Consider the following 24607-nt stretch of genomic DNA (forward strand, 5'->3'; position numbering starts at 1 on the left):
TATTATTTACATGAGAGTATTTATGTCTGTAATATTCGCGTTTGTGTGATATTAATCAGATCAACCTCATTATTTTGTATGGTTTTTATTACCGTTTTATATGACTTAGCCTGTCATAAGCCCCCTTATAAAAAACCACATCACTCCGGACCATACTGATGACAACATAATACAGATAAATATTCTTCTGAACCCGTCGAAGCTCGTAACGTTCGGTAATGAGCCAATAACCATTGGAACAACCATTGCTGCGCCCTGATTCATAATTGCACCACACAGAAACCAGAGACTGGCAGTCAGCACATATAAACACGCGATATTAATAACAAGGAAAACCAGTGAGCTCAGGAGAAACATTTTCCTGTCATTACGCTCAGAAAAGAAATAACCGGCAATAATGACAAATATTAACAGAACAACACCTGTAAACAGTTTCAAATAATCTTCACTCATAAATCAAATCCGCGATTAAAAATTGGGTTTAAAATCTTCAGAAACGTTCAGGAATTGTTTTGCCAGGTCGTCCTGCGAAATAAAGCCGTATGATAACGGGCGAACACTGCCCTGTTTCGGGTCAACCAGCATCATGGCCGGGAAATATTTCACGCCGAGGCGCTGCGCCTGCCCCTGGTCAGTCCGGGAATCCGGCAACAGCGGATTAATCACGCCATCCACGGAAACGGGAATAACACTCAGACCATAGGTATCCCGGAAGCCATTAATGACCTGCGCCAGCTGCCCGTCGATGGGGTCCTGCCCCCGGTAAAAAAACATGATGCCGTAGTGTTCAGCCAGTTTCGCAATGGCCTGTCGCTGCTGCGCCTGGTCTGCTGCCAGCTGGTTCCGTACCGTGCCGTTGTAATGGCTGTACTGCAGGTTATAGTCCAGTTCAGGATGTGCCAGCATGGCCTTTCTGGCGCTCATGGTGAAAAGCCCGGCCTGCTGAGTCCAGTAATTTTGCAGCCGGAAATATTTCACAAAATTATCCACGCCGGGATACAGAATGGCTTCGTACAGCGCCCGCTTTGTTGCCGTCTGCAGTGCGGCCAGTTTCTGCATAATATCCGGTTCCTGACGGGGGGCTGCAGGTACAGGTTTATTTTCTTTTTCCTTCGGATTTATTTTCTCGTTATACCACTGCCAGCCTGCATCTTTTCCTGACGCCGGAAAAATAAAGCAGCAGAGTAACAGTGGCAGTAATGCTTTATTCATCTTCATTCCTTTCATCACTTTTTCTTTCATCAGGTTTCTGCAGGTCAGTCAGGGCAGAAAAACAAAAATACAGAATAAACAGGAGCACACCGGAGTAAAAAATAACGAAAGCAGCAGCAAGTATCTCACCTGCAGTGGTTTCTTTTACCGTATCCCACGACCAGATAATTACCGGGGAAATGACAATCGCTGTAATCAAAAGCCGGATAAGAAAATCAATAAAACGGTTCGACGTGAATATGACTTTCATCATTTTCCCCGGTTATTTTCCCTACCTTACTGTCCTGCCTGTTTCAGCTGGTCAGCAATCTGCTCTTTCACTTTCTGCGTCAGAACACCACTGTCCGGGATTTTCTGGTTATTCATCAGGTCTTCGTAGAAGTTAGTGAAATCCAGTCTGTCGAACTGAATTTTCTGCAGCTCATCAACCGTAATCCCCCGACAGTCAGGATGCTTCGCACTGCCAAAACTGATACGCAGCTGTCCGTTGCGCCCCTGCTGCTGGACTATCTGCGCCAGCTTCGAATCAAACTGACAGTAACTGCGTTTTTTCTCCAGGCAGACACCCAGCACTTTCTTCGAACAGAACTCTCCGACACTGACGGTCAGTTTGTTTGATTTTGCTTTAGCCAGGGCTTTTTCATCACTGCTGCATTTGGCCAGCCCGATATCCTGTCCCCAGCCGCTGTCCTTACAGCAGTTGCTGTATCCGGCTGCAGCCTTCTTACAAAATTTCGCCTGACCGGTGAAAGCACGGACATCCACCCCGTTCAGCGCCGCAACATCCTTACCTGCTGCGGCCAGTGCCGCCAGCTGAGAAACGGCTTCGGCAAAATCATTACTCTTCCCGCTCTGAGCCTTATCGCATTCGCCATCGAGACAGAAGACGTCTCCCCCACAGACCATCACTTTCCCGGATGTTTTTGACTCACAGGAGTACGTGGCATATTCATGCAGACAGGCACCTTCTTCGGAGTAAAAGGCGCACTGGTGTGACACCAGGGTACAGGCAGGATTGTCGGTGTAGGTCTGACAGGTTCCCTTGTCTGCTGACTGTGTGACATACGTGTCCCGGTATGCCCAGCAGCTCTGGTACATGCTGTATGACTGACCGTCTTTCACCAGCGTCCTGTTCCCGCCAGCCTCCGTACATTCTGTTTTTGTCAGTTTCCCCAGCTCCTTGCTGAACGGGCAGCTTTCAGACCAGACAACATACGGGGTGTACGAGGCTTTTTTTACCCTGACAACCAGACGCAGCTTCATTGCCGTATGACGTCTGAATTTTGTATTCCCGACCCGGACGGGGTGAGATGACGTAAAAGCAACACCGGCAGTCAGTGTTTTCTGTACTGGTGTAAATGAGGCATCTGCTGAGTATTTGGCATTCCAGCTCAGTGGGGTTCCCAGTACTGTAATTGTCATAGGTACACTCTTCTGCAGGTAAGTACGACTCCAGCTGTAATGCGCATCGACAATTTCACCGGTAACGGGAGAGGTAATGGAGACAACATACTGACCATTCACTTCACGTGCAGGTAGCTGACTCATTTCATACTCCAGCGTCCGGGTTTCCCATGTGGTACTCCCCTGCAGCTCCATACGGGCAGTTCGTGTGCAGTACTGCTCCACCTGTAAATCCCGCTCACAGGTGTAATTCGTGTATTCACTCCGGCTAATCTCCTGCGCACTGCACTGCTGCCCGGTGTTTCCCACAATGCTGTCAGCCCGGTTCACCACATCCCTGCCGGTCTGGATAAACGGTGCATCCGGTGAAAGAATGTCTTTCGGCTTGTTCATGAATGACTCTGTGATGGTTTTTCCGGTTTCACCGGTCGCCCATTCCGTGGTGCCGTCATTTTTCAGGCCGCCATCCCCGCCGGCAGTCACGCCACCGTAGTATTTTGTCTCGTCCGGATTCGCGTTATAGCCGGGGATACTCTCCTGTGGCTTAAAGCCCTGAATACTGCTGCTTCCCTGTCCTTTGATCTGGTGAGCAAAATCAGAGCCGGCCCGGTAATCACTGTTGCTGTCAGCCAGTGCCATGCCGGCAACCAGAGCCAGTATCAGAGGTAAAATACGTTTCATTTCCCGGAATCTCCTTTCCCTGCCAGTAAATCATGAGCCACCTGCCGGCAGTCACCCGTGGCGGCCACTTTCTCCAGCGCCTGGCCGACCCGCAGGTTTCCCCGGATGATGTCGTATCCCTGACTACAGAACACCACCAGTGCCGGTACACTGCGAATGCCGTACTGTGAAAACAGCGTCGGGTCGATCTGAACACCATCAGTCGCGCCGTCTTTCACCAGGGACAGCACGGCTTCAGCGGTGGTCTTCAGGTCATTGTTCACCATGCCCCGCAGTGTGGCGGGTATACCGTAGTGCCGGGTTTCGCCCAGCATCCGTTTCAGCCCCTCTTCGGGAATGGAAAACGACACAAAATACAGGGCCCCCTGCCGGGGTTTCCCGTCCTGCGAAGCCTGCTGTTTACGAACCAGCTCATCCAGGAAATGGTTATCTGAACGCTGAAGGGGGTTCTCCAGCACCTGTTTCTCCGCCCAGGCCTTCAGCTGATGGTCAGGTTTTTCACGCAGTTGTCTGCTTAAATTTTCCTGCTGCTTCAGGAACTGGCGGTTTTCAGGAGTGTTCACATTGTCTGAGGCATGAACAGTGATATGCATTCCTGCAGTCAGGGCAAAAAGCGCAAATGTTTTCCAGTTCATGATATATCCTGATGGCATTGTTACAATTTAATTACCCGTAGGGTTTTCTCTCAATTTTTCTGCCAGTTTTAAAAAAGCATCAAACTCTTTCTGACCTGCGCATATTTTACTGGCTGTAATCGACACGGTTATTCCTGATGTGTTATTGGCAGAGTCTTTAATATCATTATTATGGACGGAGACATTATCGGGACTGAAAATATAAACTTTTTCTCTGGGATAATCCCTGTCCACATCCTCCCGCCACTGAATCTGTTCTTTATCAAAACGGTGATACATTATTGAGGAAAACCGGCACAACCAGTCGTCAATACATGACAGCTTATCCAGTAATTGTTGCGAATGACGGACCTCACAGGCAAGCTGCCGACACTCCATAATGCACCGTGACACACCACCATTTGCATTCACAAGCGCTTTCATCTCCAGCAGAACACCCATATCAAGTATTCTGGAGCCATATTTTATATTATTACTCATTACACCCTCCTCTGTTTTTGTTTACACATTTACCTGGCATAAATATTATCTGTATTACGATGCCTTGATGGCGTATAAACATTGCAACTCCTTTCTCTGTCAGAATTGAAGGACAATGCAATAACACCATCAAACAACAGTTCGATAAACTCAGACTCACATGAGTCTGCAACCACAACCAGGCGTTTATGATATTTTCTGGCCTGTTTAATTAACCTGATAACTTTTGATGTCATTTTCTTTTCACACAGCCTGACTCCATCAAGGATTAACGTCTTTTCAGGTGTATTCAGAAAATCAAAATTATCAATATTTTCATCACAAAGCCGGTTGTACCCCGCAGAGTTAAGAGTTTTAAAGTTGTAATACCGGGAATCACTATCACTGATTCTTATTTCAGTCAGGAGAGTTGACTTGCCGGTATCTTCTTCCCCCTTAATCAGAATGCGGTCTTTAAAGTTCAGCATTAATTCTGTTGCCTGTTTATACATAAAAAATCCTTCAGAATTAGTAGTTTTACAGGAAGACACAGTTACGTTTACGCCACATCAGGTAGCCGAAGTTTTTCTTTGTATTGGGCGGATTTTTCCCGGTTTCCCAGCGGGTCACACTGCGCCCGAACGGATGGCACTGTCCGCTGTCCGGGTACATATTCACCATCTGGTAACGCCAGCGTTCTTTGGGCAGGATTGGGGACGGATATTCATTACAGACGGCGTTATTTTTCCCGATGGTTTCCATAATCATGCCCTGACGGTGCAGCTTGAACGCCATGCGTTCACTGACCAGCAGGGAGGACTGCAACGGACTGGACTCATTACTCACCCAGCCATTGAACGGGTACATACTGCCCTGCGAACCGGCACACCAGAACAGAACATCGAGAGGCATATTAAAGGCGCTGGCAATGGCATCTGCTGCACAGGCCCCCTGTGCTATCGGATTGGCAAAGATGACAGCTTCCGGATTGAGAATGGTGGTCAGGCTGCTGTCCGTCCAGGTGGGGTCGATTTCAGAAAGATAAGCGATATCCAGGTCACCACCTTCCAGACAGCCCAGCGATGTGATGATGTTAAGCCAGTACGTCAGCGGGTATTTGTACCAGTGAACGTGATAGAACGCCCCGTTCACCTGCTTCTCATCCTTTTTCGCCGTTCCCTGTGCCGTTTTACCAAAAGCCGGCAGGCTGAAGCCCAGGTTAACCATGCATCCCGGTGATCGGGTGACGTCCGTCAGCGCCATCGGCTCCCAGTAACCAATGGCCAGCCCGATACGCCTGAACAGCGGCGGCGGTGCCGGACAAATCTGAATGGGCATCGACGGGTTCGCCGTGTCGGGGACCTTACCCTGACTGACTTTGATACTGCCCAGCGAGAGCGGGAAAATACAGCTCCAGCAGATATCCGTGATCGGGTTTACAAAACGCCCCTCACAGGCAGAATCCGCAGACGCTGCAGGGACATGACCGGCGAGAAGGAATAACATCAGCAGCCACAGGCTTCGCTTCATTTTCTGCCCTCCTCTGCCGGAATAAATTCCACCTTCAGGAAGCGATCGCCGGGAACGGCGCTCACCCGTGCCGGGACCTGATCAATGCCGAGGCGCTGGCAGAGCACACCGTTCTGGTCAAAGTAAACACGGCTGTCCAGAGACTTCTGCATCTCCGGGATACTGCCCTGCACGAGGATAATTTTGCTCTCCAGTGTGGGCGGCGTCTGGCGTTTCATCCAGGCCACCTGCGCCGGATCATCGCCATTGATGAAATACAGCGTCTGGTTAAAAGGAACATACTGCAGCGGATTCATCACTTCACCCTGACGGGCAAACACCCGCCCTTCGTTATCCCGGATATCCGCCGCCAGTCTGACGGACGGGTCAAACAACCGGCTGCTGTATTTCTCCGTGCGTCCGATACCGGGCACGGCAGGGGGCCGCAGACTGTTGCGGATCACCCGCTCCTTAAAGGCATCCATTTTCCGGCCCATCTCACCGGACTGCTCCAGTGCCGTCAGGCGCTGCATGATCACCGTCAGCATGTCCGGCTCCTTTACCGGCCACAGATCGCCCCAGGTGCCAAGATCGGCGGCGGCCACACTCTGCCCCCATACCAGCAGGGCAATCAGCCCCCGGCATCTCATGGTTCCGCCCTCATTCGCCGGGCAATATCCTGCTGGATTTCCCGGGTGATATCCGGCGCTCCCTGTACCACGGCAGGCGACACCAGAATGACCGCGTGGTGTTTCTGCTGCCACGCCTGCAGGCTGGCTTCCAGTGCCGTGTTAAAACGCGCTGAAAGAGCTTTTGACTGTGCTTCTGACAGTTGTTTCTGACTGGCGCTGTCAAAAAATGCATCCACAGTCTGTTTCATGTTGAAGGCGGCAGTCACCGGTGCGTTCAGTCTGACAATGCCGTAACTGACGGCTGCGTTCAGTAACACCATTGCCAGGCATCCCGGCACTGTCCACCACCAGTGGCTGCGTCGGGGGGCTGTAACATCAGTCGTTTTTTGCGTTGTGGTCATGCAACACTCCTGTATTTCTCATGTTCTTCCAGCCAGGCTTCCAGCGAAGCCATCTCCGGCCCTGACTTCTTCCACGCCAGCTGCCACACCGCCTCATGAATACTCAGCCCCTCTTTACGTTTCTGCTGCACAAACTCAAAATCCGGGCCGTCAGAGCTGTACATGGCGCGGCTTAACGGGTCCACAAACAGACGGTGCCAGGAGGAATGGTTTTCCACCTGCAGCAGGAAGGAACTGAACCACTGGTCTTTGGCTGCACCAAACTTACCAATCATGTCGCGCTGCAGTGGCAGGAACTGGTCCGGATACAGCTGGTTGTATTTCGCGAACTCCTTCGCACTCTGTTTGAGGATAATTTTGTAGGAGGAGTTACCCCATGCCGCGCGGGCAGCACTGGAGGCCTTGTCAGAGTCAAAGTCGACGATGTTCTGTGTGATGGTGATATAGGCACCGGTATGACGGCGGGCGGTACGGTAACCTTTCTCAATAAATTCACCGACCTTGTGATTTTTGAAGTCCAGCAGACGCCAGCCTTCATCAATGACGTTCAGTTTCTTGAGGTTACGCGGCGTGCGGTACATCCGGTTCTCAATGTAAATGATAAGGCTGAACATCACCGCAACCAGCAGGGACGGACGGTCTTCCAGTCCGCCCAGCTCCAGCACCACCATTTTCGCATCATCCCGCAGGGACGGCTCATCGGAGTTGAAATACTGGCCATAAGTGCCGTTGGCAGTGTACTGGTCAAGCAGCACAATCATTTCGTCCAGACGGCTGCGGATAGTCGGTGACTCTACATACTGGTCGTTATCACGGGCGTTTTTCAGGAAATCCACCACATCATCGATGCGCGCCTTATTCTTTTTAGCCAGCCAGGAGGCCCTGACCGCCTGCAGCAGCAGACCTTCATGCACTTCATCCAGGTTACCGTTGGGGCTGGCCATCACCGACAACTGGTCGCGGACACGCTCCGCTGACTGGTCAATATCGGTGATGTTCGCAAACGGGTTAAAACGCAGGGTTTCACCGTCCAGATATACGCCCCCCATGTTCTCACACAGGGACTTGTAGCCATCCCCCATGTCGAACACCACGGCAAAGCCCCCGGAGTCCAGCACGCTGCGGATAAGTGGCTGTATCAGCCCGGTTTTACCGGCCCCGGAGGTGCCACAGACCGCCATGTTGTAGTTGGTGTTATTCATCCCCCGGAAGAAAATATCGATAAACGCCAGCTGGTTACGGTAGGTGGGTGCCAGCAGACCTGCCGGTGTCAGGGGGTTATCCGCCACTAACGGCATCAGGTTGGCCACATTAAAGCTCTCTGCGCGCTGTACCACTCCGGCCTCTTTCAGCTGTTTAAACAACCCTTTCCCGGCCATAAAGGGCAGACAGGTCAGGAAATTGCGCATGTGGTTAAAGCGCGGTGAAATCAGCTCAAAACCGTTTTTACGGAAGCTGTTCAGGATGTCCTGCTCCACTTCCAGCGCCGTTTCATTATTGTCCTTGCAGAATGCTGTGATGTTGAGGAAGTAGGACACGACAGAGGACTGACCGGAGCCCAGCCGCTGACGCAGTTCCCCCCACTCCTTCGCCTCTTTCTCCACGGACGGAAACCATTTGGCATAGGAGGTCTTCGACTTTTTCTCCAGGTCCATGTACTTCAGGTTGGCTTCGCTGTGAGTTTTCACCTGGTCTTCCACCACCAGAGTCAGCGTCAGGATGAACGGACAGGAGATGGACAGTTCCGGGTTCAGCAGGTTGCTGTAGTTGTCGGCCATGTTCCACAGGAAGGCGATTTCCGGGTTACGGGCCAGATGGAAATTCAGGATGCGGGCCGTGCTGTTCCTGCCGTTCTCACGCAGGCCCAGCGTCAGGTAATCCGCCCGGACTTTCAGGTCAAAACTGTCCTCCACACACTGATAATTCAGATCAGAATACGGGTCCAGCTGACGTCTTTTCGGATACAGGGAGTCCGGGTTATGGTTAATCATCTCCCCGACAATATCGATAAAGGCCTGTGCATCCACCGCCTGTGTGGTGATACTGGCCCCCTGTAACGACGCCCGGATGATTTTCACCAGGTTTTCCATTTCCAGAATGTCGGCCCGGCTTTTTTTCTTCGAGGGAGAACAGTACGAGATAAACACCCGGTAATGGCGCAGGGTCAGGGGCAGATTCATTCCCTCCGGCAGCGGAAACTGTGTCGCTGCCGCGTTCATATAATAGGCACGGGTAATGGCGTTAAACCGTTCAGCCTGTTCACCTGACCAGGAGAACTCACGCAGCCCGTATTCAATCCTGTCACCAACAAGCTGACTGGACATCAGATGGATGCAGAACGGCACTCCGCGCGGCAGTTTGGTGCGCAGCATGTGGTCGAGCGCCTCCACAATGGACTCATTCGCCCCATTGATGGGAATGGCTTCCAGCATAAAGCCCATCGTGGTGTCATTCATGAACAGACCGGATTCCTGGTTGTAATCACGGTACGGCAGCAGACGGCTGAACTGCGGGAAGCTCATTTCGCCCAGAACTTCATTGGCCTTTGCGGATTCGTCAGGCAGTTTCAGTGCTGTGACGAGGGAGTTAACCGCCTGAGTGACGGCCTCAAGTGGGTTATTCACATGAATTCCTTAGTTGAAAAATAAAGCGAGAAATGCGGTAGCCATGAAGGGAATACCTGTAATTAACGCGCCATTTCCCGGCGCATATACAAAGATTTCTGTTTTCTGAATATCCACTCATGTTCATCCGGAGTTAAATCACTATGTTCTGCGACTGACTTATGCATAATGTTTTCTCTGTCTTTCCTGATACGCCTGACATTCAACGCACAACGTCACACCGGGAAATATTTTCCGCCGGGCTTCCGGAATAGGATTTCCGCATGCTTCACAGAGATAAACAGGAATACCATGAGCATTTATTTTCTGGCGTATCCGGTTTATTCCTGTCATGGTCAGTTGTTCTGTCACTGAATATGCTTCATCGGCTTCATCACTCACGGAATATTCCTCCCGACATGTTCTGACACGCTACCGCCCATCCCTTTTCACGCACAGGGCACTCGTTTTACAGGCAGATTTTGAATACAGAAAGCCCGCCGGCATTGCCGGCTGATATACAACTTCAGGGCCAGTTAATTAATACGTGGTTTTCCCCACGCAGACGGTTTAATAACAAAAAACACGCTGGATGGCTGATGATAAACATCCTGGTTATCAATATAAGGCGCTATCCATAATGCTGCCGTCTGCTCACCCGTTCTTAGCGGACGAGGAGGTGTTACCGGCGTAACTGAACTGACCGGAACAACCGTTTTCACTTCCCGGGCAGCGGTAAACAGCGGGCGAGGTGCCAGCAGTTTCTGCTCCGGATGTGCTGTCACCGCAGGTCTGCTGCCGGACGGAGTGGTCGCGGTGACGGTCTGCACCGGCATTGTCCGGAAGTTCCCTTCAGCCAGGCGCGGCAGTGATGCCGCAACCGGCTTTGCTTCTGAGGACTGCTCCAGTTTTTTGGCCTTCTCATTGGCCTGCTCCATCGTCATACAGGTATCGGATGTGGTGGCGTTACACTCAAATTCCGTACTGGTTCCGGCACAGCCGGAAAGTAATAAGGTCCCCAGCAGAGGAATAAATAAAGAAATCTGTTTCACTGTCCCTCACCTTTCTCATCGCAGTTCACAAAATCATTCTTCAAATCCCTGACCGTACAGGTTTTTACAATGTCAGGATTTTCAAAAACCGTATTCCGTGATGATTTATAAACATATGCCACAATGCGTTTCCCACCCGCATCAGGCTCTGGTGCACTGACTTCACATAACGGAGGTGTTATTCCGGACTCATACAGCACCGGATAATTTATTTTTTTGACGCTGCCATCAGAAACCAGCTTATTCATCGAATGGGTTCCTTATATTTCTGAATAATTCTGTCGATTAGTTCTTTCACCGGAACAGATTTTCCGCCACCGGATTGTCCGGCAACCACAATATGCCCCGGAGAAGAAAATAAACGCATCGACATTCCCTCCTTCATCACACCGACAGCAGCCATATTAAAATTGTGCGGCAATGATTCAGAACTGAATTCCTTCGGTGCAGGAAGGACGATTCTTGTGGTGCAGTTACTGAGAACAGCATGCATAAAATCATCTGACACGGTTTTACCCGGCACAGAAAGGGCTGTAATAACATTAATATTACGCATGTTCATTTTTCTCCGTTGTTTCTGATTGTTCTGTCATCGGGGAAATAAACATGGCATTCCCTGATTTTTCCCGGCAGGGAAGTGTCTTCTGCAAGAACTTCCTTCAGACGCTCATCTGCTGTTGCCACACGGACACATTTCATTTTTCCGGGTCGCACCGGATATTTCCCGGTGCCTGCCGCAAACGACATATACATAAGTGCCAGCGTTGCCCAGAATGCGGTGACCAGTTGCATCAGTGACCGGTCAGTCTCCCTGACATAATCTGCAGCATCAGCAGCACGGTAACGGCAGATTTTCTCTTCTGCTCCTGGAAGATCATGCAGAGAAGGCAAACATTCTCTTACAGGAAACTGTCCGGCAGGTGCTGTTTGTCTTACGAAGTTAATCTCCTTAACCAGTAATTTCCCCGGCGTGGTGTTGTCCTTCCATAAAACAAACAGAGCCATCAGGGCCATTGTGGCCAGTGGCAGAATGACGGTGTACTTCAGACACCAGAACAGTCCTCGCAGAACCCGGGCGACAACATACCGGGCGGCATGGCACGCCTGACGGGACGACATATTATTTGCCATCGTTGCCCCCTCCCTGGCTGCCGGACATAAACTGCTGCGGATTCAGGTTGCCCAGCTGCTTCAGCATCTGGTCAGTATTAAAGCCGTTAAGATGACTTTCAGCCGATGGCGGAACAGGAACCGGACTTTCCGGATTGTCTTCTTCCGCTCTGCTCTGCGTGCGTTCCAGCGCCATCTCTTCCACGGTTTTCAGCTGGAAGCCGTCCTGGAACACCACGGTCACTTCGTTGCCCGCACCAATCGGTATCACCGGGTGATACTGTTCGGCACGTTTGATGTAGTAGTCACTGAGCGTCTGTGCGGCTTTCGATGCGCCGCCACCGATACCCATTTTCAGGACATCACCAGCCCCGTAAGCGGCTGTGGCACCCAGCCCGACAGCCGGCTGGGAGGCGCGCTCCATTCCCTGACCGATACCGTCAACAAATCCCGCGCCCCATGCCCAGCCGAGGATTTTGCCGTTACGCATCACCACTTCGCCCTTGATACCGTTTTTACCCCGGAAGCTGACATGCCCCTTAATCGGCATATCAATAGTTTTGCCGTCCTTCAGGCAACTGATATTGCGGGTGCGTACAATGGCACGCTCACTGGACACATCCCCCCAGGCTTCCAGACCCACAAAACATCCCGTTGCGTCATACGTCTTGCTGTTCGGCATTTCCACCAGGCCGGTGATACGCAGCTGCATCGGCACCGTGGATTCATTACCGGTGACAGAGGCATTGGCATCCGCCCCTTCAATCAGCATGGCTTTCGCAAAACTTCCTGACGGAATGTACGGCAGTGATGGTCCCTGTTTTCCCTCATTACGGGTAAACACCTTACGCTGTATCCGGTTAGGCACCGGCACAGACTGGTACGTCACCTGTGGTGGTGGCGTGACACCATTCCCGGGATAAAACGCCGTCGGCGGTGGAACAGCAACGCTGCCCTGCGGCGGGAAGGATACGGGGGTGTTTCCTGGCTGTGGTTCGCCTTCCGGGCCGGGCGGTGAGGCAGGCATCTGCGGTACAGGCTCACCGGTCGCCGTGACGGGATTAGCACCCAGGGCTTTTACCTGCTCTGCCAGGGCGGCATTGTCCTGTCCCAGCTTTTCAATACGACGCTGGTCATCACCGCGCTGTTTGTTCAGAACATCCAGCTCACGACGGATTTCCTCATACTGCTTCTGCATCTGCGCTGCCGTCACCTGCATCTCGGTGGTGGCATGCTGACGCACCTTGTCATCAAAGGTCGTATCCACCACACCGGTCATATCCGGCACAGGCTCCTGTTCAGCCACGGTTTCACCGTTACCGGACATGTCCACATCAGACAGATACAGTGCCCCACCAATCGCGGAGGCTGTACCGACAACCACAATCCCCAGCCACAGGTACTGCTTGCGTTTCACAATGGTATTGATACTGGCCATCAGTTGCCCTCCCCGTCACGGATGACATACACATCCATGCGCGCACCTGCCAGTAACTGGCTGGCAGGCTGGCTGAACATCACGGCACGGGTTCCCGGCTGCCAGAAGTCACTTTCCCGGATATTCAGGGCAGACAGCGTTTTATTTTCCACGGCAAAGCGGACCATCTTCAGGTGATTCCCCGTCCATACGGCATCTGCCACTGAAGACAGCCCCGCCGGGGCCTGCAGGGTTTCCTTTGTCACTGGGACCTGATACCAGCCTGCGGGTAATTTTCCGCCACGGACGGCCTGGCTGATGGTCACAAGCAGGGATTCGTAAGGCGTGGACGTTTCCCACGCACCGGCTTCTTCTCCGGTTCCGCGCAGGTCACTGACCAGCTGAATGGTACGCCCCGCGCCTTCACGGGGAACGGCCTGAATGGAAAGATTCAGACCACGTTCTGTTTCCAGAATGAACGTAAAGGGCTTTTTGTTGACGGTGGCAACCACCACACCGCCGGAGGCGGTCTGCTCATTATTGGTCAGGGCACCATCCAGACTGTTCACGGCGATAATCCGGTCACCGGGAACGGTAAACAGATTCGGGCTGGTATTGCTGATGGCAATACTGGCCTGACCACCGTTCACCATTGGCACCACGGTGGGGGCCAGCGTACCGTTTGCGGCCATCACGCTGCAGGAAAAAAACAGGCTGCCGAATATTATTGCCGTATTATTTTTTCTCATCGTCTGTTTCCCCGAAATTATCCAGCCAGGTCACCCCGTTTTCCCGCTTCAGAATAAGGATGTAATGTTTGATATCAGTGAAAGGTTTTGAATCACCAATCCAGGTTTTAAGCACACCTCGAATTTCCACACGGCCATACTGAGGCCAGACACGAACACTGGTCTGGAAAAAGGCTGAGTTCACGTTATCGTTTTTAATACGCTTCGCTTCTTCAGCCAGAATAACTTTCATCTGGTTCTGTGCGCCCGGGCGGATATATTGCAGAAGCGCCTGATGTGAGGCATCGACGGTTTCTGATGAAACATTCAGACGGAGGGCAATAAATGACAGCGCCATCTGCTGTAAATAAGAGGCGTCGGCACTGTTCTGTGACACGGCAAAGGGGGCATTAAATGCCATTGGCGTCACGGCAGTGCGTTGCTCATTCTGAAGACGGTAGTTATTCACCCCCTGAATGACGTTAACAGAGAGGCTGAGAACAATAAGCACTGACATAAATATAAAGGCGATGGCCATTACACGACTGGTACTTAAACGGGCACCGTGTTCCATATAACAATCCTGGTATCAGTTCTATTTAATCCACTGCCGGAAACACGAATCGGGAACATTATGAAAAATACCGCGCAGCAGGGCTGTTGGCATATACCAGTAAATCAGGTCACGTAACCAGGAACTGCCCCGCCCTTTTTTCAGTTTTTTAATCCCGAAATAAACCAGAACCGCTGCACCAATACCGAACAGATATTTCGATGTTGTGATACCCCAGCCAATACAGATTGCTGCGGGGATCAGTTCATCCAGTGGCAGGCCAAACCAGCGGCTCTGGTTGGTCAGTGTTTCCGGGAAACGATATTTCTTAAGTTTATTCTCGTCTCCCGACATCGTTTTATTTCCTGTCAGAGGCCAACGACGGCCATACCCACAGCAATAAATACAGAGATGATGGCAAAACCGGCCAGGAACTTGACGTTTTTGGTCATCATGTACATGACAGCACCGACCAGAACTTCAGCCAGAACAACCCATTTAACAACACTGGAGTCCTTACCGAAGGTCGCCTTAACCGTGGTGTTACCGCTTGCCATCAGGTCCTGGCCCTGTGCTGCCATTGCCAGTTGCGGGAAGAACATCATCAGAACAGCAGCCGGGATCACAGCGCGAGCCAGGCGAAGCATATTCAGACGAGTGAATTTAGAAAAAAACGACTTCTTTTTGACGGGCGCAGAAGCACCCTGAACACTTAAAACGGCGTCCATATGATTCCTCTGTTTAATATTGATAGATAAAAACTAAAGTTCTTTAAATGTTGACTCGCTCTCTTCGGTCACCTCCCTGAATATTTCTTCGTTATAGAAATCAGGAAATCGTTTCAGATGATCTCTGAGACGGATCTGGACTTCTATCGTTTTACTTCTTCCACTACGATCTTTGGCCTTAATAAGTCGGTTATTTGTATCTTCATCGAGATACACCGAGACCGTTCTGCTTATACCGCCTCTCGCGTTACGCCTCCTCACTCAATTCACCTCTGTTTCCCGACTAATAAAATTATGATTGCACAGAAACCGACGAAAAAAAACACGCCAAAATTGGCGTGTCTTATTTAACATTTACTTAACGCTATAAAATTCACGAATTATATTTAATAGCGAATCTATTTCCCCTTTATAGATACATGACACTCTGAATAAATCAAAGTGTTCAAAAAATTCTTTTATTTTCCGTTTAACTGGTTTAATTCGATCCTCAGATGCTCTGTCTGTAATACCCAATTCTCTGGCAATTGTTGCATGACCAACACCCAGCATATAAAAAGAGAAAACAAGCAATGTCCCGGGGGAAAGATCATTCCATATCGTTAATTTGTCAGAAGTATTTGTATTACTTCCACTCTGATTTAACGCAAAAAATGGATAATCAGGAAACGGATTAATTTGCCATAAAACAACAGATTCGTCATTATAAAAAGAAACATTCTCCATCCTTATCTGATAGATTTCGCCATGAAAATTAAAACGACGACAAAATGCAGAGCCATGTCCAAGAGCCTGGCATTCCAGTTCAAGTGATGAAAGAAAAATTTCAACCTGCAGACGTATATAACTCTCTCCGGATAAGGGTTTATCTTCTCTGGAAAAGAGTTCAATAAAAGCCCCATTGGCATAAAGGATTTTCCGGTTTTTGTTACGGACACAAACCGGAACGGGAGAATTTCTGTAGATATTCTGAACGTTAAGGATGTATTTATTTACAGATTGACTGTTAAGTGGCCTTTCTCTACGATCCAGCGCACACATAGGAACCTCCGTTAAGGATTCTATGGACAGTCGATGCAGGGAGGTCTGAACTCCCTGCATCGGCGATTTTCAGTTTCAATTTTTAACGTGGCATTAACCACGTAATTAATATACTAATTATCTGACGTATTGTCATCTTTTTGAATCATAAAAATTCTTATATTTGAACCAACTCAAACTTCATTTTCATTTATTCATCATCATTTTTTGGAAAAAACCGGTCCATCTCAACAGACACTTTCTCTCTGATATCGTCAACCATACTGGCATATTCAAACTTCGGGTTTCCGGAGACATGAGGACTGAGAGACTCAATACCTAAAATCTTTGCCACCGTTGACTGTGTTTTTACAACACATTCAAGAAGAAGTTTATTAAACTCTGTCTGGTTAAACGCAGACTCTTTACGCTCCATCTGTGCATCATATACGCGAAGCCCCAATTCAAGAAGCATTGAAGCAGTTCCTGAAAGGCTTATATCTTTATCTCTTGCTCCCTCCTGACGACGCTTTTCAACAATCATGTTAATTTTTTCATGAACCTCATTACTGATATACAGATTTACTCTGGCCATAAGACAGTACCTTTTATATTCTGAAATAAGTGTTTTATTTCATTTACTCATAGTTTGGTCTGAAAAAAGAAGAGCACCCCTAGCAGCGCCCCTAGGGTCATACTATAAAAAAACGCACGGCGCTGCTAGGGGCGGCCCTAATATATCCAAATGTTTTTCATAAAATTTGTCAGTACTGACCCTAACAAGGGTCGCCATAGGGTCGCCATAGGGTCGTCAACGACCCTATTTAATAATGTAAAATAAATTAAAATACATTATTTAAAACATAAGCTAATGATTCAAAAAGCAAATCAGCAAAAACTTGTTTTTGCGTGGGGTGTGGTGCTTTTGGTGGTGAGAACCACCAACCTGTTGAGCCTTTTTGTGGAGTGGGTTAAATTATTTACGGATAAAGTCACCAGAGGTGGAAAAATGAAAAAATGGATGTTAGCCATCTGCCTGATGTTTATAAATGAGATCTGCCAGGCCACTGATTGCTTTGATCTTGCAGGCCGGGATTACAAAATAGATCCTGATTTACTGAGAGCAATATCATGGAAAGAATCCCGTTACCGGGTTAATGCCATCGGTATTAATCCGGTAACGGGATATGGCAGCGGACTGATGCAGGTAGATTCCCAGCATTTTAACGAACTGGCCCGCTACGGAATTAAGCCAGAACATCTGACAACAGATCCCTGCATGAACATTTATACCGGTGCTTATTATCTGGCAATAGCATTTAAAAAATGGGGCGTCACCTGGGAGGCCGTTGGTGCATACAATGCAGGATTCAGGAAATCCGAACGCCAGAACCAGAGACGTCTTGCCTACGCATCAGAGGTTTACCGGATTTATACCGGGATAAAAAGCAGTAAAGGTATCCGGCTTCCGGCCACGAAGAAATCACTTCCGGAAATTAACAGCGTGCAGAATAATTAATCTTACAGACATTGTCAGATACCGGTTATGCCGCAAAAGCAGCATGGAAGGCCACACACAAAAATATCATATGAGTGACAATACTGACTGGCCGAAGCCCCGCGAAGCGGGAACCCATCTTATATATACCCGGTAACTGCGCAGCCTCCTGCCAGACCATTTTTCGCGGGCACAATATTTACAGACAACCGGAAAGCCGGTCGATGAAATTGAGGTATATCAGACGACACAGCAATGCCGAAAAATGATAATATAAGTAAAGCCCCGAAAATTTTTTCGGGGCTTTACTTATATTATCATGACTTCCACTTTCTGAACTGTTCGGCAATCACCCATAACGCCTTGTTGATTCTTATATCACCATCAATACCTGTAATGGCTCTTGTCCTGGTATTTTTCCCGGAGGCACTTCGCCCCGATAATCCACCTTTTATCATATTCTCCTGAACCCGCTGCCAGGTTGTCCAGAGATCGTTCTGTTTGTCTTCCCGACGACGGGGAGTAATTATCTGTTCAGGTGTCACTGGCGTTTTATTTTCATCTTCATACCTGACCATCAGTGCAGCTCTGCCAAATAAATGTTGCTCGTCACTGTTAAGATGAATTTCTTTCATCGCCTCCATATTATCAGTGACCTTATCAAAGACACCGAGCACTTCATACGCTCCCTCGATAACCTGCCCGACAATATCACCTTTATGTGGAACGCGGATTTCGCCAAAATTATTTCCGCACACCAGGCCATTTGTGCAGACAAAACGAAAAATTCCGGGGATCATCTGATAACTGGATGAACCATCATGTGAATTAAGCAGGATAATTTCAGGAACTTCCTGTCCGTTAATATGCCCTTCCCTGCGAAGACGTAACATATGTTTACTGTATTCGCGACGTCCCAAATCACGAACCCGACTCTGACAGGCAAAGAATGGCTGGAAACCTTCATCACGTAACTTATTGATGATATTGATTGTTGGAATATACGTATAACGTTCACTCCGGGACTCATGTTTATCACCGGAAAATACCGAAGGCACGAACTGCATTAATTCATCATCCGTTAAAGGACGTTCACGGCGGATGGAATTATACCGACCAAAACGGGAAGCTAATCGCATAACAGCTACTCCTTTATGAAAGAATAAATTTAATAAAAAATTTTTCCGCTTAATATCATCCCCCCCCCCGATCTCCATTAACAAGATTGCAACAATCAGGAGAGATATTCATCACATCCGGTCAGCAGATCGCCCGGATATCGAGGCCGGCACGCTTAATCTGACGCAGGAACTGTTTGAAGTGATCGGCTTCCGCAATGTTGATATGGCGGAACTGCTTATCCACACCCTGACTGAGCGCGTAGCTATAACTGAAGGCCATCTTTTCCGGGTGGCTTTTGCGATATTTTTTCAGCTCAGTCAGGCTGCTGAATTCCAGGACGTCCCACTCTTCCCCGGTGTTTTTTTTCTTCCCGGCAACAAGAAGCGTGTACGACGCGGTGTTAACGTGGATATTTCGGGTACTCATCCTGCTTTCTCCTCTCTCTGGTTTTCAGCCCCCATCATCTGTTGAGTTTCGGGAGCCGCGGTTTTGACGTTTTGCGGGGACCTGCTCTTTGTTCCCTCCGGTATTAACCATCACCTGTTTGAGAACCTTCGCCGCAAGGGGCATCACTGCCACGGCCGGAAACGACTGTCCGGGGGCAGACCGCAAAAGTTTTTGCCTGCTTCTGGGCAAAAAGTTTGGCGGGATGTGCATTTCACCCCTGGACTGGCGGAGACGGTTGTGGCTGTCTATGCCCCCGGCGACAGGGGCTTAAACAGGTGAATGGCAGCGGACACAACAACGGGCAGGGACCCGCCGCAACGACGTGAAGCGCGGTTTGCGAAACTGCGTTGCGCCTTACATCCCTGCGGCCTTTTGCTGGGATGCCTGGAGCGCAGGCCACGGCGCGACAGAGGCGGCGCGACCGGAACGGTCGCTGCAAGCCCGGGGTTTTCACGCATCGGACCGTAGCGACAGCCCGAAACCGCGCCAGCGGGTTCGGCGGAGACTGGCAGGTGCGCCAGCAGCTGCCTGTCGGAGTCGGGCCTGACGACCGGATGCCGCCAGGCAGCCGGGAGCCGAAGGTGCGCCCGGCAGACAGGACAACACTGCAGTAGTCAGAATCAGAGCAGGAAGAAAAAGAGAATAATCACAGGGAAGGTGATGTGATTTCTGACAGGCCATAACCAGAGAAGGCGGGGGAAAAGAACGGGCGCCGCAGGCGCGCGTTCATCCCCGTTCCTGAAGGGAAACGACCTTCCTGAAGTCAGGTTGTTCATGCCCGTACAACATCAGCAAGGAGAAAGGGGCTACCGGCGAACCAGCAGCCCCTTTATAAAGGCGCTTCAGTAGTCAGACCAGCATCAGTCCTGAAAAGGCGGGCCTGCGCCCGCCTCCAGGTTGCTACTTACCGGATTCGTAAGCCATGAAAGCCGCCACCTCCCTGTGTCCGTCTCTGTAACGAATCTCGCACAGCGATTTTCGTGTCAGATAAGTGAATATCAACAGTGTGAGACACACGATCAACACACACCAGACAAGGGAACTTCGTGGTAGTTTCATGGCCTTCTTCTCCTTGCGCAAAGCGCGGTAAGAGGCTATCCTGATGTGGACTAGACATAGGGATGCCTCGTGGTGGTTAATGAAAATTAACTTACTACGGGGCTATCTTCTTTCTGCCACACAACACGGCAACAAACCACCTTCACGTCATGAGGCAGAAAGCCTCAAGCGCCGGGCACATCATAGCCCATATACCTGCACGCTGACCACACTCACTTTCCCTGAAAATAATCCGCTCATTCAGACCGTTCACGGGAAATCCGTGTGATTGTTGCCGCATCACGCTGCCTCCCGGAGTTTGTTCGGCACCATCCACCGCTCCATCTCACGGACAGCGTGACCGGCCTCTCTTGCTGCAAGACTGGCTTCCGCAATAACCTGCCAGAACGGCATATCCTGCCACTGCCAGCGTTCCATTCCGGCCAGTGACGGAAAACGCTCGCCCCACTGCCAGAACAGGGTTTCCAGGTCATGCTCTGCCACCCGGTCACTCCAGCGTGCATGCCAGCTTCCGACTGTTTCCGGCGAATGGAATGCCAGTTCGATTTCAGCCTGAGCGACCAGCGCCTGGTACGCACGGGCTTTCTGCTCTGCCTCCCTCGCCTGCTGGCGGCTGTACTTCTGCATGACCAGCGCGGATTTATGGCGACTGCGTTCCCTGACACGAAACCGCACCGACGGGAACAAGCGCTCTGCTGCATCACCGGGAAGGGGAAGGAGGCAGACCTCGCCCTGTGTTTCAATCAGCACATCGATGGCATACAGCCACTGAAGACGGTTGCCGTGCAGTTCTTCTGCGGTCAGGGACGGCATGAAAAATCGCAGGTCAGACAGCGATATCCTGCGGCTTCCGTTCAGACAGCGGAAAAACGCACACGCATACGGATATTCAGCCAGCGTGTTACCCTGATGGCGGCGTTTTTCGGTCTCCGCCACCGCCCGCCATGCGGCCTGTTGCTCTGTGCTGAGAGGAACCAGTGCCTGTGAACGTGCGCTCATGCCTGACCTCCTTCCGCCATCAGGATATGAATGATGTCGTTAACGCTGTACCCCTGCGCATCCAGTGACGCCGCCAGTGCCAGTGAATGGCTGACAGCTTCCGGTGCAAACCGCCGCTGCACCTGAACCACCGCAAACGGCTCACCACCGGCATTCACCAGAACCAGCACCCAGACCTGAGAGACGTCTCCCGGCGAACATAATGCCAGGTGGAAACGTTCGTGGGCTGGCGTGAAACGAACCTGGACGGGGAAAAAGCCCCCGAACTCACTGCCATACTCGCCATTAATCATCCAGTTAGCCGGTGCGTCCACTTCACGCATCACCTCGTGAGTGAGATTACGGCGCATATCGCTTCCCGCAGCACGGATATCTTCATATTCCTGTGCGTTCATGGACTGCAGGGCATTCAGGGTCAGTTCAGTTTTCATCACGGTATCTCCCTTGCTGCCGCCCCGTCTCCGGCGGGGCGGTGTGGTTGTTCATCAGGCGGCATCAGCCAGGTTATCGGTGCGTTCAGTGGCATCTGTCTGTGGATGTGGTGCACACATCCAGCCTGGAACCCAGCGGTTGTCTTTCATATGGTGCTCTGCATGTTCAGCCGCATCACCTTTCTTCATCTTCTCCGCGTCCCGTGCGGCACCGGACAGTCCGGCCTCATTCAGGGCTGCGATAATCTGCGGCTTTTTCAGGTGTCCGAAGAAGTTTGCTTTTGTCGGCTGCCACCAGTCGCGCATGTGGAATCCGATAGCGCTTTCCAGCGAGTCAAGCGGACTGCGTGACGTGTGACCACACTCACGGGTCTGGACACCGTTAAGGCTGCATGCGGTGCAGAAACTGAGCAGGGATAACAGCACCTCCTGACTGAGGGACAGGAATGTCGTCATGTCCCGTGACCATCCCTCCGGCAGCAGGGCTGCAAGACGGGATTTTTCTGCCATCAGCGCCATGAATGCGGCACCTTCCTTCCCCGATGGCGCATCGCTGGTCAGCGAATAATGTTCACATTCCAGGCTGATTTGTGCTGGTTTACTGTACGCCCCGCTGCCAAACACATTCAGGCAGAGCGTCCATGCCAGCAGTGCCAGAGATTTGTCCGGCTGCTGCATGAGTGCCGCCTGGACTGCCAGCGTGCGCTCTGAGGACATTTTCGTCAGCAACGGCAGGCTGATTTCCTCCACTGACGCTTTCTCCTGCACCTGTTCCGTGCGGTCAGCGTCGTCAGTCGCGTCATCTTCACTGCGCAACTGCACACCACGCTGGACACATACGTTGCCATAACGCCAGGACACCACCACACCGCTTCCGGCACGTATCTCCGGCGTCCACGCTCTGACCTTCGCCATGCAGCGCATCAGCTTCATTTCTGCTTCCAGCAGGTCGGATTCCTCACACTGGTTTTCCAGCGCGTCGTAACGCGTCATCAGTTCGTTCAGGCGTTCGTCTTCCGCCTCCGTCAGCACCGCTTCCGGCTCCGGCAGACAGCGGTATGTTCCGGCATCCTCACGGCACTCACCGACAGGCTCCATGCGCCCGGCGCACCATTCCCAGCCTTCGGCTTCCCGAAGGTGTTCAGCGACAGCCTGGAGTTTTTCCAGCAGGGCGGCATCGAGCGCCACGCGGTCGACATAACCGTCCCCGTCATCGCTGAACAAATCGGTGCGCAGTTCGTCTGGCGAGAAGGCATCAGCCCCCACGAAGCGGAATTTACTGTTCCCAGCCACCGCCACTTCACTTTCGGTCACCAGACGACGAATGGTCTGTACTTCCGGTTTACCGCCCCATCCCGACTGACAGGCGGCTTCAAACACCTGCACCTGACGCGCGGTGTCGTTCTCCAGCGCCAGCGCCTGACAGTGTTCGGTGGTGATGCGGTCTTCTGCCAGCGCATCGAGGATGACAGGCGCAAGGTCAGCCAGTTTCAGCATTCGCTGAACGTGGCGGGGTGAATAGCCCAGCAAATCACCGATGTGTGCAGGTGTTTTGCCTTCCTGCGCCATTGCGCGGAATCCGGCAATCTGTTCGGCAGGGTGCATATCCCGACGATGACCGTTCTCGGTCATTGATGCGGCAGTCGCCAGCTCCTGCGGAATAATTTTTACGCGGACAGGCCAGTCAGCCGGAATGATGTCACGCTCTGCCAGCATGTTGAGTGCTGCCAGTCGGCGACCACCTGCGGCGACACCGTAACGGTCACCTGGCAGGGCATGAACAACCAGATTCTGCAGCAGGCCGACTCCCTTAATGGAATCAGCCAGTTCACTGACGGACTCCGCAGAATACGGCACCGTGCGCACATTCAGCGGTGATTTAATCAGTGAATCCAGCGGCACGCTCACTTCCTCCGTCTGCGCCAGCAGGGCAGACAGTGCAGTTTCCTGCGTTTTTACAGATTTACGGCTTGCTTTGCGGGTGGTTTCTGGTTCACACTTCGTTACAGGCATAATCATCCCCTTATAATTGCTTATGTCCTGCCGGACGTTCGCGCGTCCGGCACCTCTCTTACTTAAGAATCCCGAAATCCCTGATGTACCGGTTCATCCAGTACCCGGCACAGTCCTCAAAATTCCAGGAGCGCCAGATCAACGTGCCATCCTGACGGACAACCAGGCGAAAATGTGTTCCCTGATCATCCTCGATAAAGACATTCCGGTACTGTGCGGCAACGGCTTCGGCCTGTTTGCGGGTAAAAGGACCGTCCGGCAGTCCCTGAAGTATTCTGAAATATTCGCTCATCCTCATCTCTCCGGTGATGCCCCGCACTGGACGGGGCGGTTGTCACTGTCTTTCGTTAGAACGGAATGTCGTCATCGAAGTCATACGCGGGTTCAGACGGCTGCTGAGGCTCCGGCTGCGCGGCCTTACGTCCACGGCCTTTCGTTTTCGCGCCTCCTTTTTTCGGTTCCGGCTGTGATTCCGGCTGAGGCTGACCGCTGAACTGTTGCGCCTCTTCCGGCTGAGTCTGAGTACCTGCGGCACGTCCCAGCATCTGCATGGTGCCCGTGGTCTTAACAAGAATTTCGGTGACGTAACGGGTGATACCGTTATCCTCCCAGCTACGGGTGCGAAGCTGACCTTCGATGTAGACCTGCGCGCCCTTGCGCAGATACTCACCAGCCACTTCCGCGAGCTTGCCGAACAGCACCACGCGATGCCATTCTGTCTGCTCCCGTATCTCCCCCGTCTGTTTGTCGCGCCAGCTTTCTGACGTGGCCACCTGCAGGTTTGCCACTGCGCCCCCGTTTGGGATGTAACGGACTTCCGGATCTTTTCCCAGACGACCGACAAGAATGACCTTGTTAATGCCACGAACTGCCATGATGTGTCTCCTTCTGTTG

34 protein-coding genes and 4 pseudogenes are annotated in these 24607 nt (G+C 51.3%); 3 read left to right on the forward strand and 35 right to left on the reverse strand.

Going from position 1 to position 24607, the window contains the following annotated elements:
• Positions 1-105: 105 nt before the first annotated feature.
• The 24 genes and pseudogenes from trbA to traM all read right to left on the reverse strand — a co-directional run bounded on the left by trbA (position 106) and on the right by traM (position 16739).
• On the reverse strand, positions 106-453 hold the full coding sequence (gene trbA / locus ACJHXA_RS20095) for a conjugal transfer protein TrbA (protein WP_001287893.1): 348 nt from the start codon (positions 451-453) through the stop codon (positions 106-108).
• 15 nt (positions 454-468) lie between these two features.
• Positions 469-1212, reverse strand: coding sequence for a type-F conjugative transfer system pilin assembly protein TraF (gene traF / locus ACJHXA_RS20100; RefSeq protein ID WP_001030378.1), 744 nt, complete (start codon positions 1210-1212; stop codon positions 469-471).
• Positions 1205-1462, reverse strand: coding sequence for a conjugal transfer protein TrbE (locus ACJHXA_RS20105; RefSeq protein WP_000864325.1), 258 nt, complete (start codon positions 1460-1462; stop codon positions 1205-1207). Before ACJHXA_RS20105 ends, traF begins: the two co-directional genes overlap by 8 nt.
• A 26-nt stretch (positions 1463-1488) precedes the next feature.
• Positions 1489-3297, reverse strand: a complete 1809-nt coding sequence (traN, locus tag ACJHXA_RS20110) for a type-F conjugative transfer system mating-pair stabilization protein TraN (RefSeq protein WP_000821821.1) — start codon at positions 3295-3297, stop codon at positions 1489-1491.
• Positions 3294-3932: a type-F conjugative transfer system pilin assembly protein TrbC gene (trbC, locus tag ACJHXA_RS20115; RefSeq protein WP_001104248.1), complete on the reverse strand. Its 639-nt coding sequence runs from the start codon at positions 3930-3932 to the stop codon at positions 3294-3296. Before trbC ends, traN begins: the two co-directional genes overlap by 4 nt.
• Before the next feature lie 27 nt (positions 3933-3959).
• Positions 3960-4412 (reverse strand): hypothetical protein, encoded by a 453-nt coding sequence (locus tag ACJHXA_RS20120; RefSeq protein ID WP_000069427.1) that lies wholly within the window; start codon positions 4410-4412, stop codon positions 3960-3962.
• Positions 4413-4441: 29 nt separating this feature from the next.
• Positions 4442-4903 (reverse strand): hypothetical protein, encoded by a 462-nt coding sequence (locus tag ACJHXA_RS20125; protein WP_000277845.1) that lies wholly within the window; start codon positions 4901-4903, stop codon positions 4442-4444.
• 25 nt (positions 4904-4928) lie between these two features.
• Positions 4929-5921, reverse strand: coding sequence for a conjugal transfer pilus assembly protein TraU (traU, locus tag ACJHXA_RS20130; RefSeq protein ID WP_000830839.1), 993 nt, complete (start codon positions 5919-5921; stop codon positions 4929-4931).
• On the reverse strand, positions 5918-6550 hold the full coding sequence (gene traW, locus ACJHXA_RS20135; RefSeq protein ID WP_001203745.1) for a type-F conjugative transfer system protein TraW: 633 nt from the start codon (positions 6548-6550) through the stop codon (positions 5918-5920). Before traW ends, traU begins: the two co-directional genes overlap by 4 nt.
• Positions 6547-6933 carry a type-F conjugative transfer system protein TrbI gene (gene trbI / locus ACJHXA_RS20140; protein WP_000214084.1) on the reverse strand — a complete coding sequence of 129 codons (387 nt, stop codon included), beginning with the start codon at positions 6931-6933 and terminating at the stop codon, positions 6547-6549. The genes traW and trbI overlap by 4 nt, the downstream gene beginning before the upstream one ends.
• Entirely contained in the window at positions 6930-9557 is a 2628-nt protein-coding gene (gene traC, locus ACJHXA_RS20145) for a type IV secretion system protein TraC (RefSeq protein WP_001064268.1), read from the reverse strand. Before traC ends, trbI begins: the two co-directional genes overlap by 4 nt.
• A gap of 159 nt (positions 9558-9716) precedes the next feature.
• A complete protein-coding gene (traR, locus tag ACJHXA_RS20150; protein ID WP_001278689.1) occupies positions 9717-9938 on the reverse strand; it encodes a conjugal transfer protein TraR in 222 nt (73 codons plus the stop codon).
• 134 nt (positions 9939-10072) lie between these two features.
• The gene (traV, locus tag ACJHXA_RS20155; protein WP_000809906.1) at positions 10073-10588 is read right to left on the reverse strand and encodes a type IV conjugative transfer system lipoprotein TraV; all 516 of its coding nucleotides are present in this window, start codon (positions 10586-10588) and stop codon (positions 10073-10075) included.
• Positions 10585-10836: a conjugal transfer protein TrbG gene (gene trbG, locus ACJHXA_RS20160; protein WP_001038341.1), complete on the reverse strand. Its 252-nt coding sequence runs from the start codon at positions 10834-10836 to the stop codon at positions 10585-10587. Before trbG ends, traV begins: the two co-directional genes overlap by 4 nt.
• Positions 10833-11150 carry a conjugal transfer protein TrbD gene (locus ACJHXA_RS20165; protein ID WP_001057292.1) on the reverse strand — a complete coding sequence of 106 codons (318 nt, stop codon included), beginning with the start codon at positions 11148-11150 and terminating at the stop codon, positions 10833-10835. Before ACJHXA_RS20165 ends, trbG begins: the two co-directional genes overlap by 4 nt.
• Positions 11137-11719 (reverse strand): annotated as a pseudogene (gene traP, locus ACJHXA_RS20170) (conjugal transfer pilus-stabilizing protein TraP). The gene ACJHXA_RS20165 and the pseudogene traP overlap by 14 nt, the downstream one beginning before the upstream one ends.
• Positions 11709-13136, reverse strand: a complete 1428-nt coding sequence (gene traB / locus ACJHXA_RS20175) for an F-type conjugal transfer pilus assembly protein TraB (protein WP_000146685.1) — start codon at positions 13134-13136, stop codon at positions 11709-11711. Before traB ends, traP begins: the two are co-directional and overlap by 11 nt.
• Positions 13136-13864, reverse strand: a complete 729-nt coding sequence (traK, locus tag ACJHXA_RS20180; protein WP_001230787.1) for a type-F conjugative transfer system secretin TraK — start codon at positions 13862-13864, stop codon at positions 13136-13138. Before traK ends, traB begins: the two co-directional genes overlap by 1 nt.
• Positions 13851-14417: a type IV conjugative transfer system protein TraE gene (gene traE / locus ACJHXA_RS20185; protein WP_000399792.1), complete on the reverse strand. Its 567-nt coding sequence runs from the start codon at positions 14415-14417 to the stop codon at positions 13851-13853. The genes traK and traE overlap by 14 nt, the downstream gene beginning before the upstream one ends.
• A gap of 21 nt (positions 14418-14438) precedes the next feature.
• Positions 14439-14750, reverse strand: coding sequence for a type IV conjugative transfer system protein TraL (gene traL / locus ACJHXA_RS20190; protein ID WP_000012106.1), 312 nt, complete (start codon positions 14748-14750; stop codon positions 14439-14441).
• 14 nt (positions 14751-14764) lie between these two features.
• Positions 14765-15124, reverse strand: a complete 360-nt coding sequence (gene traA, locus ACJHXA_RS20195) for a type IV conjugative transfer system pilin TraA (RefSeq protein ID WP_000340272.1) — start codon at positions 15122-15124, stop codon at positions 14765-14767.
• A gap of 33 nt (positions 15125-15157) precedes the next feature.
• Positions 15158-15385 (reverse strand): conjugal transfer relaxosome protein TraY, encoded by a 228-nt coding sequence (gene traY / locus ACJHXA_RS20200; RefSeq protein WP_001254386.1) that lies wholly within the window; start codon positions 15383-15385, stop codon positions 15158-15160.
• A 93-nt stretch (positions 15386-15478) separates the two neighbouring features.
• Entirely contained in the window at positions 15479-16165 is a 687-nt protein-coding gene (locus ACJHXA_RS20205) for a PAS domain-containing protein (RefSeq protein ID WP_000332484.1), read from the reverse strand.
• A 190-nt stretch (positions 16166-16355) separates the two neighbouring features.
• Positions 16356-16739, reverse strand: coding sequence for a conjugal transfer relaxosome DNA-binding protein TraM (traM, locus tag ACJHXA_RS20210; protein WP_000124981.1), 384 nt, complete (start codon positions 16737-16739; stop codon positions 16356-16358).
• A 276-nt stretch (positions 16740-17015) separates the two neighbouring features.
• On the opposite strand from traM, the gene ACJHXA_RS20215 reads away from it, so the two are divergent.
• A complete protein-coding gene (locus tag ACJHXA_RS20215; RefSeq protein WP_000614936.1) occupies positions 17016-17663 on the forward strand; it encodes a transglycosylase SLT domain-containing protein in 648 nt (215 codons plus the stop codon).
• Positions 17664-17959: 296 nt separating this feature from the next.
• Here the strand turns inward: ACJHXA_RS20215 and ACJHXA_RS20220 are convergent, their stop codons facing one another.
• The 3 genes from ACJHXA_RS20220 to ACJHXA_RS20230 form a co-directional block, all read right to left on the reverse strand.
• Complete coding sequence (locus tag ACJHXA_RS20220) at positions 17960-18781, reverse strand: DUF932 domain-containing protein (protein ID WP_001234469.1); 822 nt, start codon at positions 18779-18781, stop codon at positions 17960-17962.
• 121 nt (positions 18782-18902) lie between these two features.
• Entirely contained in the window at positions 18903-19190 is a 288-nt protein-coding gene (locus ACJHXA_RS20225) for a hypothetical protein (RefSeq protein ID WP_000107535.1), read from the reverse strand.
• A gap of 24 nt (positions 19191-19214) precedes the next feature.
• Entirely contained in the window at positions 19215-19421 is a 207-nt protein-coding gene (locus ACJHXA_RS20230; protein ID WP_000547939.1) for a hypothetical protein, read from the reverse strand.
• 69 nt (positions 19422-19490) lie between these two features.
• Here ACJHXA_RS20230 and ACJHXA_RS20235 point away from each other — a divergent pair.
• Positions 19491-19664, forward strand: a pseudogene (locus ACJHXA_RS20235) (hypothetical protein); the annotation flags it as partial.
• Here ACJHXA_RS20235 and ACJHXA_RS20240 read toward each other — a convergent pair.
• The 3 genes and pseudogenes from ACJHXA_RS20240 to mok form a co-directional block, all read right to left on the reverse strand.
• Positions 19662-19892 carry a hypothetical protein gene (locus tag ACJHXA_RS20240; RefSeq protein ID WP_001426396.1) on the reverse strand — a complete coding sequence of 77 codons (231 nt, stop codon included), beginning with the start codon at positions 19890-19892 and terminating at the stop codon, positions 19662-19664. The pseudogene ACJHXA_RS20235 and the gene ACJHXA_RS20240 sit on opposite strands and share 3 nt — an antisense overlap.
• A gap of 219 nt (positions 19893-20111) precedes the next feature.
• Positions 20112-20237, reverse strand: a complete 126-nt coding sequence (locus ACJHXA_RS20245; RefSeq protein WP_001372321.1) for a type I toxin-antitoxin system Hok family toxin — start codon at positions 20235-20237, stop codon at positions 20112-20114.
• Positions 20179-20328: pseudogene (gene mok, locus ACJHXA_RS20250) on the reverse strand (plasmid maintenance protein Mok); the annotation flags it as partial. The pseudogene mok and the gene ACJHXA_RS20245, both read right to left, overlap by 59 nt.
• Positions 20329-20349: 21 nt before the next feature.
• Between mok and ACJHXA_RS20255 the strand changes: the two are divergent.
• Positions 20350-20538: a hypothetical protein gene (locus ACJHXA_RS20255; RefSeq protein ID WP_001299721.1), complete on the forward strand. Its 189-nt coding sequence runs from the start codon at positions 20350-20352 to the stop codon at positions 20536-20538.
• Here the strand turns inward: ACJHXA_RS20255 and ACJHXA_RS20260 are convergent.
• From ACJHXA_RS20260 to ACJHXA_RS20280, 5 genes and pseudogenes are all read right to left on the reverse strand, one after another.
• Positions 20507-21269 (reverse strand): annotated as a pseudogene (locus ACJHXA_RS20260) (plasmid SOS inhibition protein A). The gene ACJHXA_RS20255 and the pseudogene ACJHXA_RS20260 overlap by 32 nt on opposite strands.
• The gene (gene psiB, locus ACJHXA_RS20265) at positions 21266-21700 is read right to left on the reverse strand and encodes a conjugation system SOS inhibitor PsiB (RefSeq protein WP_000845895.1); all 435 of its coding nucleotides are present in this window, start codon (positions 21698-21700) and stop codon (positions 21266-21268) included. The pseudogene ACJHXA_RS20260 and the gene psiB overlap by 4 nt, the downstream one beginning before the upstream one ends.
• A gap of 54 nt (positions 21701-21754) precedes the next feature.
• On the reverse strand, positions 21755-23713 hold the full coding sequence (locus tag ACJHXA_RS20270) for a ParB/RepB/Spo0J family partition protein (RefSeq protein ID WP_001145469.1): 1959 nt from the start codon (positions 23711-23713) through the stop codon (positions 21755-21757).
• A gap of 58 nt (positions 23714-23771) precedes the next feature.
• On the reverse strand, positions 23772-24005 hold the full coding sequence (locus tag ACJHXA_RS20275) for a DUF905 domain-containing protein (protein ID WP_000006004.1): 234 nt from the start codon (positions 24003-24005) through the stop codon (positions 23772-23774).
• Positions 24006-24060: 55 nt separating this feature from the next.
• Entirely contained in the window at positions 24061-24588 is a 528-nt protein-coding gene (locus tag ACJHXA_RS20280) for a single-stranded DNA-binding protein (RefSeq protein ID WP_000290793.1), read from the reverse strand.
• Between the last annotated feature and the right edge of the window lie 19 nt (positions 24589-24607).

It is taken from the genome of Escherichia sp. WS33, assembly GCF_046486385.1.
In the GTDB taxonomy this organism is placed as follows: Bacteria; Pseudomonadota; Gammaproteobacteria; order Enterobacterales; family Enterobacteriaceae; genus ECMA0423.